Annotated in this window: 18 protein-coding genes; 11 read left to right on the forward strand and 7 right to left on the reverse strand. The window is 66.8% G+C overall.

Annotation, left to right across the window (positions count from 1 at the left end):
• Window positions 1–27: 27 nt before the first annotated feature.
• The 3 genes from J2751_RS01295 to J2751_RS01305 form a co-directional block, all read right to left on the reverse strand.
• The gene (locus J2751_RS01295; protein ID WP_209482665.1) at window positions 28–204 is read right to left on the reverse strand and encodes a hypothetical protein; all 177 of its coding nucleotides are present in this window, start codon (window positions 202–204) and stop codon (window positions 28–30) included.
• A gap of 114 nt (window positions 205–318) precedes the next feature.
• The gene (locus J2751_RS01300; RefSeq protein WP_209482666.1) at window positions 319–1,188 is read right to left on the reverse strand and encodes a CheF family chemotaxis protein; all 870 of its coding nucleotides are present in this window, start codon (window positions 1,186–1,188) and stop codon (window positions 319–321) included.
• Between the two features lie 73 nt (window positions 1,189–1,261).
• Complete coding sequence (locus tag J2751_RS01305) at window positions 1,262–1,519, reverse strand: DUF5789 family protein (protein ID WP_209482667.1); 258 nt, start codon at window positions 1,517–1,519, stop codon at window positions 1,262–1,264.
• 129 nt (window positions 1,520–1,648) lie between these two features.
• Between J2751_RS01305 and J2751_RS01310 the strand changes: the two genes are divergently transcribed.
• The 4 genes from J2751_RS01310 (at window position 1,649) to J2751_RS01325 (ending at window position 4,546) form a co-directional block, all read left to right on the forward strand.
• Window positions 1,649–2,056 carry a disulfide bond formation protein B gene (locus J2751_RS01310; protein WP_209482668.1) on the forward strand — a complete coding sequence of 136 codons (408 nt, stop codon included), beginning with the start codon at window positions 1,649–1,651 and terminating at the stop codon, window positions 2,054–2,056.
• A 73-nt stretch (window positions 2,057–2,129) separates the two neighbouring features.
• Window positions 2,130–3,059: a DNA adenine methylase gene (locus tag J2751_RS01315; protein WP_209482669.1), complete on the forward strand. Its 930-nt coding sequence runs from the start codon at window positions 2,130–2,132 to the stop codon at window positions 3,057–3,059.
• 79 nt (window positions 3,060–3,138) lie between these two features.
• Entirely contained in the window at window positions 3,139–3,588 is a 450-nt protein-coding gene (locus J2751_RS01320) for a universal stress protein (RefSeq protein WP_209482670.1), read from the forward strand.
• A gap of 82 nt (window positions 3,589–3,670) precedes the next feature.
• Window positions 3,671–4,546, forward strand: coding sequence for a DUF63 family protein (locus J2751_RS01325; RefSeq protein WP_209482671.1), 876 nt, complete (start codon window positions 3,671–3,673; stop codon window positions 4,544–4,546).
• 50 nt (window positions 4,547–4,596) lie between these two features.
• On the opposite strand, the gene J2751_RS01330 is transcribed toward J2751_RS01325, so the two are convergent.
• Window positions 4,597–5,175, reverse strand: a complete 579-nt coding sequence (locus tag J2751_RS01330; protein WP_209482672.1) for a DUF2150 family protein — start codon at window positions 5,173–5,175, stop codon at window positions 4,597–4,599.
• A gap of 99 nt (window positions 5,176–5,274) precedes the next feature.
• Window positions 5,275–6,141: a TatD family hydrolase gene (locus tag J2751_RS01335; protein WP_209482673.1), complete on the reverse strand. Its 867-nt coding sequence runs from the start codon at window positions 6,139–6,141 to the stop codon at window positions 5,275–5,277.
• A 176-nt stretch (window positions 6,142–6,317) separates the two neighbouring features.
• Here J2751_RS01335 and J2751_RS01340 point away from each other — a divergent pair, with 176 nt between their 5' ends.
• The gene (locus J2751_RS01340; protein ID WP_209482674.1) at window positions 6,318–6,821 is read left to right on the forward strand and encodes a hypothetical protein; all 504 of its coding nucleotides are present in this window, start codon (window positions 6,318–6,320) and stop codon (window positions 6,819–6,821) included.
• Window positions 6,822–6,878: 57 nt separating this feature from the next.
• Window positions 6,879–8,537, forward strand: coding sequence for an HTTM domain-containing protein (locus tag J2751_RS01345; RefSeq protein WP_209482675.1), 1,659 nt, complete (start codon window positions 6,879–6,881; stop codon window positions 8,535–8,537).
• Between the two features lie 16 nt (window positions 8,538–8,553).
• Here the strand turns inward: J2751_RS01345 and J2751_RS01350 are convergent, their stop codons facing one another.
• Entirely contained in the window at window positions 8,554–9,378 is an 825-nt protein-coding gene (locus J2751_RS01350; protein ID WP_209482676.1) for a hypothetical protein, read from the reverse strand.
• 99 nt (window positions 9,379–9,477) lie between these two features.
• On the reverse strand, window positions 9,478–10,500 hold the full coding sequence (locus tag J2751_RS01355) for a succinylglutamate desuccinylase/aspartoacylase family protein (protein ID WP_209482677.1): 1,023 nt from the start codon (window positions 10,498–10,500) through the stop codon (window positions 9,478–9,480).
• A 321-nt stretch (window positions 10,501–10,821) separates the two neighbouring features.
• On the opposite strand from J2751_RS01355, the gene J2751_RS01360 reads away from it, so the two are divergent.
• The 5 genes from J2751_RS01360 to artA all read left to right on the forward strand — a co-directional run bounded on the left by J2751_RS01360 (window position 10,822) and on the right by artA (window position 14,910).
• Complete coding sequence (locus J2751_RS01360) at window positions 10,822–11,862, forward strand: zinc-binding dehydrogenase (RefSeq protein WP_209482678.1); 1,041 nt, start codon at window positions 10,822–10,824, stop codon at window positions 11,860–11,862.
• Window positions 11,852–12,196 carry a hypothetical protein gene (locus tag J2751_RS15765; protein WP_209482679.1) on the forward strand — a complete coding sequence of 115 codons (345 nt, stop codon included), beginning with the start codon at window positions 11,852–11,854 and terminating at the stop codon, window positions 12,194–12,196. Before J2751_RS01360 ends, J2751_RS15765 begins: the two co-directional genes overlap by 11 nt.
• 58 nt (window positions 12,197–12,254) lie before the next feature.
• Entirely contained in the window at window positions 12,255–12,833 is a 579-nt protein-coding gene (cmk, locus tag J2751_RS01370) for a (d)CMP kinase (protein WP_209482680.1), read from the forward strand.
• Between the two features lie 46 nt (window positions 12,834–12,879).
• The gene (locus tag J2751_RS01375; RefSeq protein WP_209482681.1) at window positions 12,880–13,842 is read left to right on the forward strand and encodes an RNA-guided pseudouridylation complex pseudouridine synthase subunit Cbf5; all 963 of its coding nucleotides are present in this window, start codon (window positions 12,880–12,882) and stop codon (window positions 13,840–13,842) included.
• 105 nt (window positions 13,843–13,947) lie between these two features.
• Entirely contained in the window at window positions 13,948–14,910 is a 963-nt protein-coding gene (gene artA, locus J2751_RS01380) for an archaeosortase A (protein WP_209482682.1), read from the forward strand.
• The last annotated feature ends 60 nt before the right edge of the window (window positions 14,911–14,970 follow it).

Below are 14,970 nucleotides of genomic sequence, written 5' to 3' on the forward strand. Positions count from 1 at the left end.
AAACTTCCCCCGGGGCGGAAGGACGAACTACTTGGCGTAGTAGCTCGTGAAGAAGCCGGAGAGGAACGATGAGATGCCGACGGCGACCAACAGCTCCGAGCGGTCCCACGAGTCTCGCCCGTCTGCCGAGGCGGCCACGGTGAGGGCGAGGCTGATGACGAGCGAGATGATACCGTTCGCGAGATGCGTTTTGAGCGATCCCATACCGATCGACACGACCCTCACCGACATATCGTTTCGGGCTGGCGAAACGCGTTCCGGGACCGCCGATATCGGTTTCGAGGCGAACCGGCGCGAGCGCGGGTCGAGCGATGCCGGTCAGGCGTTCACCGATTCGAGATACCGGGTGACGACGATCCGTCCCTTACGGGTCAGGGTCGTTCCGGTCTCGGCGTCGGCGACGAGCCCCTCCTCACGCAGGGAGTCGAGGATCATCGACGTCCGGGTCGCGTCGCCGGTAACCACGTCGGCGACGTTCGCCTCGCCGCCGGCCGAGTAGATCGACACGAGTACCTCCAGTTCGTCTTCCGTGGGATCGAGCGCCTCGACCTCCTCGCGCACCTCCGCGTACTCGAGTTTGATGTAGCGACCGAGGACGTTGAGCGTCCGCGCGTCCGGAACCGTCGCGATCGAGGTGAGCGTCTGTACGTCCGGTACGTGTCGGAAGACCAGCGCCGGGTGTTTAGACCCCCCGATCGTCCGTTCCGTGTGCTCGTAGTCGATGACCGTCGAGAGATCGACTGAAAAGGGATCGGGACATCCGACGAAGTCGATCCGACCGGGAGACAACGAGAGTTTCGCCTTGTGGTCCGTCGCGTCCGTGACGCGACCGCCGACCTTCGCCGGGTGCCGAACCGTCACGGTCACGTCGCGCAACAGCGCCTTGAACAGGACCCGAACGAACCGGTCCATGTCGTCGGGTTCCCCCTCGATGAGGGCGGTGTCGCGGGTGCCGTCGCGGTCGTACGCGAGGGTCACGCTGTCGTTAAAAAACGAGCGGAGGTCGCCGGGAACCGTGCCGACGACGACGTCGAACACGCTCGATAGCGGGACCGTCGTCCGCGAGTCGCCCGTCGCCAGGACGAGCCGGCGCTGGCTCAACAGAACACGTCCCCGGACGGGTTCGTCGTCGTCAAGGTCCGGCGTGTACAGTCGACCGACGAAGTCGGCCACCACGGACTCCTCCATCACGCGAACGTAAGGGGAGTCCGACCTTTATTGTTCCGCGCGACGTATCAACCGTGATAAATCGGTTCGTCGATCAGGCGTCCCCGTCGGACTGGAACGGCTCGCCGACGGCGCGTCGCGGTAACAGACTCATCAGTTCCGTGTGTAGCTCCTCGGCGGACGCGAACCGGGCCGCGGTCGACCCGGCCATGGTTTCGCCGAGATTCACCTCGCCGTCGGCGAGCCGGACGGTCACGTCGTCACACTCGGTCGCGACCGTCGACGGATCGGTCGGATATTCCAGCGTCGTGAGGACGGTATCGATCCGGTTCAGCCTGATCGTTCGTGTCATGAGATACGATAACGAGCCCCAGAAACATCAACCTATGTATGGATCCGGCCCCCGTGTGACGACGGCGGTTTCACGGATCGATCGACTGATACGTGATCGCTCGTATCACGTGATACGTACCTGACCGACATGTCCGCGTCCGCTACTCGTACGATTCTGGTCGCCTGTACGGCCGTTGCGGCCGTCGCGACCGGCGGAAGCCTCTATTTCAGCGAAGTGATGGGACTGTATCCCTGCGATCTCTGTTGGATCCAGCGGATCGGCATGTATCCGCTCGTCGTCGTGCTGGCCGTCGCCGCCTACGAGGACCGGATCGGCGTCTGGCGGACAGTCCTTCCGCTCTCCGTCGGCGGAGCGATCGTTGCCGCATACCACTCGTACATCCAGCGGACGCCGGCAGCGACCTGCTCGCTCGATGGCGGCTGTACCACCGTTCAATACGAACTGTTCGGACTGCTCTCGATCCCAAACCTAGCGCTGGTCGCGTTCTCGCTGGTCTCTCTCGGGGTCGTGGTCGGCGCACGACGGAACCGGTAGCGAAACCGGACCGGCACTTCGGTCCGGGTTCCCGGGACGTTTATACGCGGGGACGGACGACCCTCGACATCGCATGGCCGAGCCGATCCTCAAGTGGGCCGGCGGCAAACGACAGCTGCTCGATCCGCTATACGCACGGTTTCCGGCGTCGTACGACCGCTACCACGAACCGTTCGTCGGCGGCGGCGCGCTCTTCTTCGATCTGGAACCCGACGCCGGCACGATCAACGACGCGAACCCGCGGCTCGTCTCCCTGTACGAGACGGTTCGTGACGATCCGGACGCCCTCATCGAGCGGCTGGAGTCGTTCGACGACCCGGAGTCCGACCCGGATCCGACGCTCCCGTACGCCGATACCACGCAGCGCGGACGCGACGTGGACAACTACTACTACCAGCAGCGCGCCCGGTTCAACGACCGACCGTACACCGGCGAGTTCGACCCGATAGAGGAGGCCGCCCTGCTCGTGTACTTGAATCGGACCTGCTACAACGGGCTCTACCGTGAGAACGCCGACGGCGGGTTCAACGTCCCCATCGGTCGGTACGCCGACCCCGATTGGGTCAAACGCGACCGGATCCGTCGGGCGAGCGACGCGCTCGCCGCGGTCGACGTCCACGGTCGCGACTTCGAGTACGTCCTCGAAGCTGCGGATCCCGGGGATCTCGTCTACTTCGATCCGCCCTACGAGCCGATGAGCACGACCGCGGACTTCACCGAGTACAGCGCGGACGGGTTCGATCGGTCCGACCAGGCGCGACTCCTCGACGTCGCAAGCGAACTCGACGAACGGGGCGTGAGCGTCATCCTGAGCAACAGCGGCGTGATGTACGAGCCGTACGCCGACGCCGGCTTCAACGTCGACACCGTCGGCGCGACCCGCGCGATCAACAGCGACGGCGATGGACGCGACGAGGTCGACGAGGTGATAGCGACCACCGTCTCCGAGGCCGAGTGGTCGGGGGACGGCCAGCGATCGCTATCGACGTTCGACGGTGACTGAGCGGTCCCGACCTCTGGACGGGTCGTCCACGACGGACCATCCGACGGGCTTTTTGAGTCCGCCGGTCGTCGGGGGTGATATGACCGATCTCGACATCGATCTCGTCCTCGTGCCGGTGGACGGCAGCGACGCGTCCCACGAGGCGGTCGATTACGCCATCGGAATCGCCGAGGAGTACGGCGCTGCGGTCCACGCGCTGTACGTCCTCGACGAAGAAGTCGTCCGCGCGCTGGAATCGGGCGACACGGACGAGGCGGATGTCGCCGACGACACGCAGTCGTTCACCGACTCCGTCATCCGCCGCGCGGAGGCCGTGGGCGTCGATCACGGGAACTCGATCGCGTACGGCTTCTCGACGGAGGTGAAGACGGTCCATCCCGGGAGCGTCGTGCTCGACACGGCCGAGGAGCTCGAGGCGGACTTCATCGTCATCCCACGGGAGCCCGTTACCGGAGACCCGGGACAGGTGCTGGAGAAGGCGGCCGAATACGTGCTTCTGTACGCGAGCCAGCCGGTCCTCTCGGTGTGATCGAGGAGACGAACCTCCCGCATCGATCGGTCCTCGGGGGCGACCCGAAACCCTTTCACGGCGAGCGTCCCCGCATCCGGTGATGCTCGAACGCCTCCCGTTTCTTCCCGAGGGAACGACGCTTCCCCCCCTTCCGTACCTCGTCGTGACCCTCCTCGCCGGCGGAGCGGTCGCCGTCGCGCTCCACCGACGCCGACCCGAAGTCACGAGGGTACACGTTCTCGCACTAGTTCCGTGGATCGCGCTCGGAGCCGCGTTACACGTCCTGTACGTCGTCGACGCGCTGCCGACGCTTTTCAGTCCGTTCGGCGGCTCTCCGACGGTGTACTTGGTCGTCGCGACGCTCGCCGGCGCGGTCTGGACCGTCGCCGACGCCGCCGGAACCGCGAGGGTGAGAGCCGTCGGAACCGACGACCCCGCGGCCGACGACTCTCTCCTCGACCGCGAGCGGGTACCCCTCCTGATCGCCGTCGCCGGAACCGTGCTCCTCGTTCCGGTCGTCGCCGCCGCGCTCGCGGGCGGCGTCTCGGGCACGGGCGGACGTTGGTCGTTCGTCGCACTCGTGGCGACCCTCCCGGTCACCGCCGTCGTCTGGCTCGGACTCACCCAGGCGAGTCCGGAAGCCGCAGTCACCGGCGGCGTCGGCGTCCTCGTCGTGTTCGGTCATACCCTCGACGGCGTCTCGACCGCGGTTGGCGTCACGCAACTCGGGTTCGGCGAGCGGACGCCCCTCTCTCAGACCATCCTCGAACTTGGCGGCGTTCCCCCCGTGCCGCTGCTCGGCGAGGGGTGGGTGTTCCTGCTGGTCAAACTGGCCGTCGCGAGCGTCGTGGTCTACCTGTTCGCCCCGTACGTCCGCGAGGCACCGGGGGAGGGATCGCTGCTGTTGGGGTTCATCGCCGCGGTCGGGCTTGGCCCCGCCGTCCACAACCTTATCCTGTTCACCGTCGCGGCTTGACGCCGTCGAAAAGGAGATAGTCCTGCTGCCGCCGAAACGGGTCGGTTCGGTCAGTCCTCCTCGACGACCTCGGGGTCCTCGATGGCCGACTGGAGGGAGTCGATCCCGTTGACCCACTCCGAAACGAGACCGTACTCCAACTCCTCGACGAGATCGATGTCGAGGTGGTGGCCGCCGATGACCCGCGTTCCGGCCTGTACGACGTAGCCGAGCGCGGCGTCGAGGTCCTCGTCGGCCTCGGCGTCGGCCGCAGCCTCGATGAACTCCGCGACGTCGCCGTCGACGACGCCGCCCACGACGAACTCCTCGGCGGCGTAGAACACGGGCACGAGCGAGGTCTGGACGCCGTCGATCAGCATGGTCTTGTCCTCGTCGTCCAGCGAGACCTCGGCGAGGACGATGTCGCTGACCCCGCGGATCTCCTCGACCGCGCGCTCCTCGTCGATACGGCCGTCTTCGAGCGCCGCCAGCACCTTCGCGACCGCAATGGCGGCGTCGTCCTGGAGGTTCAACAGGAGTCGAGCGGAGTCCTCGTTTTCGGGGTCGAGCTCCTCCTCGGCGAGCCTGTCGAGCCAGTTCTGCCAGCGCTCCTCGGAGTAGAACGTCTCAACGGCGTCATCCTCGGTCATGTCCAATATCTCTCCCGGACTACTCAAAGGCCTTTCCTATCACCGTTCGCCGCGAGACGCCGTCACACCCTTCCGAGAGCTCCGATCGGCGACGCCGTGTCAGCGCGTCTCGGGATCCGCGAGCGTGGCTTCGGTGTCGATCCCGTACACCGCGGCGGGCGTCTCCACGTGTGCCCGGCGGACCGCCTCGTCGTACCCCTCCTCCAGCAGCCAGCGAACCCGCCGCGGGACCGTCTTCGGACCGAGCACCATTCCCGGCTTCTCCGGATCGTCGACGAAGTCCGTCTCCATCAGGAACGGCTCGCCGGACTCGACGGCGCGTTCGAGCCGATCACGGTCGCTCATCACGCTCGGCACGACCCCCTCCAGCCGCCCGGCTGCGTAGTGTTTCACCACGCGACCGGGGTCGAGCCCGACCGCCTCGGCCGTCTCCGCGAGGTCGGTGAGGTCCTCGGTCGCCTCCGTGTGGAGCTGTACCGCACAGCCGACCTCGGCCGCGCGCTCGAAGGCGGTCCGCGTCACCGCGTTCGACGCCTCCCACACCGCATCGGTCACGTCGTAGTGGGGGCGACCGGACTTCAACGCGAGCGCACGGCCGTCCGCGACGTACTCGCTCGCGACCTCGATCCCGCCCGCCATCAACTCCCGCGCTTCCTCCGGCGAGAACCCCCGTTCGTCGACGAGCCGGCTTATCAGGCCGGGATGGACGCCGAGGACGGGCCAGGCCCGTCCCGGAAGGACGTCGGTCGCGTCGTCGACGGCGTCGATCGTCTCCTCGAACACTGCCTGGAAGTCCTCGGGCTCGTCCGGCTCGACGCCGAGGTGCCAGGAGGGTTTGTTGACGACGAGCAGATGCGTGCCGCCGAGTCGAACGAACTCGTTGACGGCGTCGATCCCCTGCCCGTGTCGCGGATCGAGGTGGAGGTGGTCGTCCAATACGGGCGTATCAAGGTCGGGTTCGCTCATGTCCCGGATCGCGGTCCGGGAGCGGATATGCGTTCCGTGCCGTCGCGTTCGGATCCCCGTCGCCGCGTTCGGATCCCCGTCGCCGCGTTCGGATCGCACCGACCACACGAGTCCACTCCCGCCCGGCGCTCGTAGCCGGCGGAAAGCCTCTTGACGGTGGTGGTCGAACTCCGGACATGCGCCGCCCGCTCCTCGTCGTCACGCTCGTCGTGCTTGGCGGCCTGCTGATGGCGAACCCGCTGTACCTCCCGATCGCCCTCGACGAGCCGACCACCGGGTACTCCCACGCGGTCCAGCCGATCGAGTCCGATCTCGTCGCCGCCGACGCCGACGTCGTCGACCGGGCCGATCTCGACCCCGAAACCCGCGAGGCGTTCGATCGCGCGCGAGACTCGCCGGAGGGCGGATTCACCGTCGAGGACCCCGATGAGCGGGTCGGTTCCCTGCCGTATCCCGCGGAGCCGACGACCGGCGACGGGATCCTCGTCGTCGCCGACGGGAACGACCGCTACGAGTTCTGGACCCGGACGGTCGAGCAGGAGCCCGGATCGACGGTCGTCCAGCGGCTTCTCGTCCAGCCGGTCGGGTTCCTCGTCGGGTTCCTCTCGCTTGTCGCCGCCGTCGCGGTCGCGATCCGGGGGCGGAACGGCGACGCTCCGGCGGACGCCGACGGCGACTGAGCCGTATCCGCCGGACGCAACACCTATGTCCGCCCCGTAACGACGGATCCGACGTCGATGGTCTCCCGCCCGAGTCCGGACGAAACACGACGGGGTGCCGGGGCGATCGCTCGGGGGGTCGCGGCCGGTGTCCGTGAGCGCGTCCGGATCGACACCCGGTCGCTCGCGGCGTTCCGGGTCGCGCTCGGACTCTTGATCGTCGCGGACGTCCTCCTCCGGTCGCGGAACCTGACGTACTTTTACACCGACGACGGGGTCGTTCCCGTCGAGTTGGCCGTCGCCGCGGAGCCCGCCGCGGCCTACTCCCCGTACGCCTTCGTGACCTCGCCCCGCGGCGTCGCCGTCCTGTTCGCGGTCACCGCGCTGGTCGGCGTCGCGCTCGCGGTCGGCTACTACACCCGGCCGATGACGCTCGTCGCGCTCGTCCTCGTCGTCTCGCTGGACGCGCGCAATCCGTTCGTGTTGAGCTTCGCCGACGTGCTGTTCGCGACGCTCGTCGCGCTCGCCGTCCTCCTCCCGCTCGGCGAGCGGTGGTCGATCGACGCGGTCGCCGCCGACCGTCCGCGCCGGGAGTCGGTCGCGAGCGCCGCGACCGCGCTCGTGCTCGCACAGATGGTTGTCATGTACGTCGTTAACGGGTATCACAAGACGACATCGGAGCTGTGGCGGTCGGGTGAGGCGGCCGTCCTGATCCTCGGGATAGACGAGATCACCTTTCTCTTCGGGGACGCGTTGCGGGCGGCTCCCGACCTCCTCCGGCTCGGAGGGCTCGTCTGGCTCGCCATGCTGTGTCTCGCGTGGCTCCTCCTCGCCGTTCGTGACCGCCCGCGACACCTGTTTGTGGCCGCGTTCGCGATCGCACACCTCTCGATGGCGCTCACCGTCCGGATCGGCGCGTTCTCGTACGTCTGTCTCGCCGGGTTGCTGCTGTTCCTTCAGGGCTCGGCGTGGACGGATCTCCGACGCGCCGGGCGGGGGATCGGCCTGCGGGTCGATGCGCTCGACTCCCGTCTCGCTCCGGTTCGCGACCGTTTTATAGGGGCTCGCGACCGCCTCGTCGCGCTCGCCGGTCGCGCCCCTCGTCCGACGACGACCGTTCCCTCCCGAGCGCTCGCGGCCCTCCGCCGCCGGCTTCCGGATCCGGTCGCTCCACACGCGCTCGTCGTCGTCGCGGTCGCGGGCGTCGCAACCGTCCTGCTCGTCGCCGGCGGGCTCTCGGCCGTCGGCGTCCTCGACGACGACACCCCGAACGCGGAGGTCGAGGCGGGGGCGAACGCGCTCGTCGAGTTCCAGACCGACTGGTCGATATTCGCGCCGGTCCCGCGAACGACCGATCGATACTACGTGTTCCCGGCGCGGACGACCGACGGGTCGTTGGTCGACGCCTACAACGACCGGGAACTCTCGTACGACCGACCACACGCGACGCTCCAGCACCAGCACGCGACCTACCGCGAACGGTTCTACATGGTCTCCGTGTTCAATGACGACGAGCCGGTCGATCGGTACCTCGCGGACGACCTCTGTGAGACGTATCGAACTGGCGACGGCGCGTCGCTCGTCGGGATCGAGCTGTACGTCGTAACGGAGGGCATAACCCGGGAGACGATCGATGACCCCGGCGCACGCGACCGATCGTTCTCCCAAGGACTCGCGTACGACTGCGAGAACGGCGACGGAGACCCGATTCCGCCGCCGCCATCGGGGAGCCACTGACCGGGACGAAAGCCAGCTACCGTTTCGAGTCGTCGTCGCTGTCGCCGTCAGCCGCGCCGTCGCTGTCGCCGTCAGCCGCGCCGTCGCTGTCGCCGTCAGCCGCGCCGTCGCTGTCGCCGTCTTCGTCGCCGGTGGCGACCTCGTCTAAGCGTTTCTCGACCGTTTCGTCGACGGTCTCCTCGACCGTTTCTTCGACCGTTTCATCGACTGTTTCCTTCACCGTCTCCTCGACCGTCTCGCCCACGGTTTCATCGACTGTCTCCTCAACGGTCTCCTTCACCGTCTCGCCCACGGTTTCATCGACTGTCTCCTCAACGGTCTCCTTCACCGTCTCATCGACGGTCTCATCCACCGTTTCCTTGACCGTTTCCTCGACCGTTTCCTCGACGGTCTCGTCCACGGTCTTTTCGACGGTCTCCTCCACCGTCTTCTCGACATCCTCGGACACCTTCTCGACGGTCTCCTCGACGTCCTTCGTCACCTCACTGACGGTCTCCTCGACCTCCTCCGAGACCTTGCCGACGCTCTCGTCGACGGCCTCCTCGACTTCCTCGGCACGGGGCCGCCGATCGACCCGGTCGTTCACCGCTTCGAGCCGGTCGATGACCTCGTCGACTTCGGTTTTGAGCGTCTCCTCGACGTTCTCGGTGACCTCCTCGGTCATCCACTCCGGATCGAACCTCGCCATCTTCCAGGTGACGTGGACGACGTACGACACGAGCACGCCAAGGCCGAACGCACCGCCGACGGTGCTGCCGACGAACTGGAAGAGGACGACCGCGACGAATATCAACAGCCCGTACGCCAAGTCGACGAGGAAGTCGACCCGATTCGGATTCACTGACGCGTTCCTCCGCGTGTTGCGAACGTTCCGATCATTTCTGTTCACGTATACGTTCCCGCCCCAGCCGGTAATACCGATCGTTTCCGACGCCGAGCGCTACGTTCGAGGATCGGTGGCCGACGCGTCGGATTCGAGCGCTCGCCGCGTCGACTCGTCGACCCGCACGAGATGACACAGCGGGTTGCCGGGATAGACGACCGGGTTCTCGAGGACGCCGATGAGCAGGCCGGTAAAGGGCGCTTCGACGCCAATCGGGTCCTCCTTGAACGGGTTCGTGATCGTCGCGATCCGGTCGCCTTTATGTACCAGCGACCCGCTCTCGTAGTGGGTGTCCACGATCCCCCCGGCGTCCGCCCGGAGCCACGTCTTCTCGCCGGACCCGGCGACGAGCGTCCGCCAGCCGGGCCAGCGGACGGCCTCGCGTTCCAGCAGGCCGTACTCGGCGAACACCGAGCGGACGCCCGCGAGCGCGTCGTCGATGAGATTGCGCTGGAACCGGTGCGCCTCGCCCATCTCGATCGTGATCGTCGGGATCCCGTCGTCGGTCGCCTCGCCGCGCAGGGTGCCGCTCGTTCCCTCGCTGTCGATGACGACGCTCGACCCGAACGCCATCGCGAGCCGATGAACGCCCTCATCGGCCATGTCGCCCCGAACGTGGAGCATGTTGGTTCGTCCGCGCGTCGAGGTGTGGAAGTCGAGTCCGAAGTCGCACGGCTCGATGAAGTTCGTGTAGATCCGGTGGGCCATCCGCTTTGAGCTCGTCGACCCAGGTCTCCCGGGAAACGACCGGTTCAGGTCCCGGTCGTACACCGGGAGATATCGCTGTTGGGCCAGAAAACCGGGCACGTTGAGCACAGGGAGACAGACGAGGGTGCCGGCAAGCGCCGAGAGGTCCCACTCGTGGGCCACCTCGCGGACGACCTCGATGCCGTTCAACTCGTCCCCGTGGGAGGCCGCCGAGAGGAAGATCGTCGGTCCGTCATGCTCACCGTTGATGATCGTCACGGGGATCCGAACCGGATCGCCGAGATACGTCTCGCTTATCCCGTACCGGACGTTCTGCGTCTCGCCGGGGGCGACCGCGCCGCCGTTGTACGTGAAGGCCCGGTCGTCGTCCATATCTCACGTCAGCAGTGGCTGGGGTTTATATATGACGGGACCGGCCGAGCGTCACTTCTGCTGAACGGCTGCGGAAGTGGGTAGATCGATGCGGGATGGAGGTTGTTTATAAGTGGCAAGCAAAGGTGCCGACGGGAGTTTATTGCGTTCATCACTGCCGCCCGAACATCTCTTAAACACGCTCTCGTCGCTCTCGTCGCTCTCGTCGCTCTCGATCCGAGCGATCCGAGCGATCCGCCCTCACGATCGAGTCTCTCTGTCGGCCGCTCGGCGGCTTCCGTTTGGCGTACAGTTTAGTGGTCCCCGAGGGTGGGTTCGATCATGAAGGCCATCCAGTTCGGTTCCCACGGCGACCGAGACGTGATCGAGTACGGGGAGTTCCCCGACCCGGAGCCCGCCCGCGGAGAGGTACTCTTCGATGTCAAAGCAGGCGCGCTGAACCACCTCGATATCTGGACCCGACGCGGGCTCCCGGGGATCGATCTGGAGATGCCGCATATCCCCGGCAGCGACGCCGCCGGCGTCGTCGAGGCGGTCGGCGAGGACGTGACCCGGTTCGAGCCGGGCGACCACGTCGCCGTCAGTGCCGGCGTCGCCTGCGGCGAGTGTGAGTTCTGTCGAAACGGCGAGGCGTCGTTGTGTACCTCCTTTCACATCATCGGTGAGCACGTCCGCGGGGTCCACGCCGAGCGCGCGGCCGTGCCCGCGAGCAACCTCGTTCCCGTCCCTGACGGCGTCGACTGGGCGGTCGCCGGCTCCGTCTCGCTCGTCTTCCAGACCGCATGGCGAATGTTACAGACCCGCGCCGACGTCGAGGCCGGGGAGACGGTGCTCGTGCTCGGCGCGTCCGGCGGGGTCGGTCACGCCGCGGTCCAGATCGCGGACCACGCCGGCTGTGAGGTGTTCGCGACCGCCTCGACCGAGGAGAAGCTCTCACACGCCGAGGACTGTGGAGCCGACCACGTCATCGACTACGAGACGAACGACTTCGCCGCGGAGATCGCCGAGTTGACGGGAAAACGCGGCGTCGATGTCGTCGTCGACCACGTCGGCGAAGCCACGTATCCGGACTCGTTGAAGTCGCTGGCGAAGGGGGGCCGCCTCGTCACCTGCGGAGCCACCACCGGCCCGAACCCCGGTGCCGGGCTCAACCGGATCTTCTGGAACCAGCTGTCCGTGCTCGGCTCTACCATGGCGACGCCCGGCGAAGTCGACGACGTCCTCGAACTCGTCTGGGACGGCACCTTCGAGCCGCGGATCCGCGAGACGCTCCCGATGAGCGAAGCCCCGCGGGCACACGAGCTGATCGAGAACCGTGAGGGATTTGGGAAAGTGGTCGTAAAACCCGACAGTGAGTTCTGACACCGACACGGACGGCGGATACGTCCACGCTCCCGGCTCCGACGGAACGGAGCCCGACGTCGACGAGGGGGAACCCGATGTCGACGAGCGGAAATCCGACCCCGACGGAACCGAACCGAACCCCGACGGGTTCGGCCGAAGGGGGTGGGTTCTGACGGGCGTTCTCCTGATGTGTGTGCTCGTTATCCCGGGAGTCATCTACGCGTACCCGTACGCGGCCGGCTCGTTCGGGCTCACTTTCTTTGGGACGTATCTGGTGTTACCGTTGATCCCGGCGCTGCTGCTCGGACTCGTCGCCGTCTGGTCGATGACTGCGGCGACGGCGGACGAGTAGCCCGAGGAGCGCGGCGACGAACGACAACCGTTTTGAACGGCCCTATCGGATGAGAGATATGTTGATCACCGTCTCCGGCCCGCCGGGCAGCGGGAAGAGCACGAACGCCGCGGGGCTCGCCGGGGCGCTGGATCTCGATCACGTCTCCGGCGGCGACATCTTCCGCGAGATGGCCGCCGATCGCGGGATGACGCCCGTCGAGTTCAATGAGCACGCGGAGGACGACGACGAGATCGACCGCGACCTCGACCGTCGACTCCACGAGATCGCGACCACCCGGGACGACCTCGTCCTCGAATCACGGCTCGCCGGCTGGCTCGCGGCCGACCACGCGGATCTCCGCTTCTGGTTCGACGCCCCGGTCGAGGTCCGCGCCGAGCGGATCGCCGACCGCGAGGGAAAGTCCGTCGATCGCGCCCGCGAGGAGACGGTTAGACGGGAGACTTCGGAGCGGAAACGATATCGCGAGTACTACGACATCGACATCGGCGATCTGTCCATCTACGACGCCGCGTACAACACCGCTCGATGGCCTCCAGAGGAGTTTCTCGACGTGCTTGTCGCGACGATAGAGGCGTACGACGCCGACTACGACGAGGGACAGGCCCCGATCGAGGGCGTCTCACACGGCTTCTGAACCGGACTTCGATGTCACGAACGCCCGAAACCACGAGGTCCGTCCGATGACGAACGCTCCGACCGCCGCCGAGGATCCGCTCCGACCGCCGCCGAGCGAGCGCTCCGTCCCCGAGCTGCTCCGGTTCGGCGTCGTCAACGTCGACAAGCCGGCCGGGCCCTCCTCACATCAGCTCTCCGCGTGGGTGCGCGACGCGATCAACGAGACGCTGGAGACGCTGGAGCCGGACGGCCCCCGGATCGACGGCGTCGCCCACGCGGGGACCCTCGACCCGAAAGTCACCGGCTGTCTCCCGACGCTCACGGGGACCGCGACCCGCGCGGCACAGGTCTTTCTGGAGGGGTCGAAGGAGTACGTCACCGTGCTGGAGCTTCACGGCCCCGCGCCGGCGGACTTCCGCGAAGTCGCGGCCGAGTTCGAAGGGGAGATCTACCAGAAACCGCCGCGCAAGAGCGCGGTCACCCGCCGGCTTCGGACCCGGACGATCCACGACCTCGACGTGCTCGAACTGGAGGAGCGGCGAGCCCTCCTCCGGATCGGCTGTGAGTCCGGGACCTACGTCCGCAAGCTCTGTCACGACCTCGGGCTCGCCGCGGGCGTCGGCGCGCACATGGGCCATCTGCGTCGAAGCGCGACTGACCCGTTCGACGACTCGGATCTCCACACGCTACAGGACCTGACGGACGCGCTCGCGTGGACCGAGGAGGGCGACGAGCGCCTGCTTCGTGACGTCGTCCGCCCCGCCGAGGACGCACTAGTCCACCTCCCGTCGGTGACGATTGCCCCCTCCGCCGCACGCACCGTCGCCACCGGTGCGGCCGTCTACGCGCCCGGCGTGATCGACGTCGACGACGGGCTCGTGATCGATGACGGACGTATAAACGACCGGGACGCCCCGCTCGTGGTCTGTTACACGCCGGAGGGCACGGCGGTCTGTCTCGGACGGTTCGTCGGCGATCCCGACGCGGAATCGGGCACCGTCGTCTCGCTGGAGCGGGTTCTCTTGTGACCGAACGCGTGTGAGAGAACGCCGACGGACGGACCGCTCCGCCGACGCCGGCAGCGGCGAGGGGAACGACAAGGGCTTTATTCGACGGCAGTCAACGCGCTAACCATGTTCGGCCCCGGCGTGCCCGCCGTGTTGAGTACCCTCCCCGACACGTTCACGTTCGCGTGGGTGGTCGCGGTTCTCTTCGGCGTCGCGTGGGTGCTCGACTCCCGGGGTCTCGCCGCGGGACGGTCGCTCGCGGCCGGCACGTGGGGACTGTTCGGCCTGTTCTGGCTGACGATGGTGCCGTACTTTGCGTTCGAGCACCAGAGTTACGTCGAGTCGATCCTCGCGCTGGTGGGAGTGCCGGCCTGTGCGTACGTCGGGTACCTGTTATACGACGGTCGAGCGTCGCTGTTCACGCTCACGCGGGCGGTCGCGATCATGCTCTTCATCTACCTCCCGTTCGAGACGATCCCGGCGTTCACCGTCGCTGGACTGGCGATCCCGGAACCCCGGCGGGTGCTCATCGAGATCGTCGCGACCCACACCGGCGCAGTGATCGACCTGCTGGGCTACGCTCCGGAGCGGGTACTGAGTCGCGAGGGATACGACGCCGCCTTCCGATGGACGCTTGCGGGCGGCGAGACGATTCGGATCAACGTCGTGTTGGCGTGTACGGGTCTCGGCAGCATGGCGATCTTCGGTGGGCTCGTGGCCGCGGTGGACGGCCCGCTCGATCGGAAGCTCCGGGCGCTACTCGTCTCCGTTCCGCTCATTTACGTCCTCAACATCCTTCGCACGACGTTCATCACGGTCGTCGCCGGCAACCAGTACATGCACTGGCAGCCGGATTTCGTCCTGTTGATGTTCGGTGCCACGAACCCGCTTCGGGTCTCCTTTCTGATCTCCGATCGCATCATCAGCCAACTCCTCGCCGTCGTCGCGCTGATCGGAATCACCTACCTCGTCGCCCGCCAGCTCCCGGAGCTGGTGGTCGTCTTAGAGGACGTGCTCTACGTGCTCACGGGCGAGGAACACGACCTCACCGAGTCGCTCGATCTCCCCCGTGAGCCGACGAATAAATAGTTCTATATAGCAAGGTATAGGCATGTTTCTGATATATATTCTCGTATGCGGGTGACGACT

It is taken from the genome of Halorubrum alkaliphilum (assembly GCF_017873815.1).
GTDB lineage: Archaea > Halobacteriota > Halobacteria > Halobacteriales > Haloferacaceae > Halorubrum > Halorubrum alkaliphilum.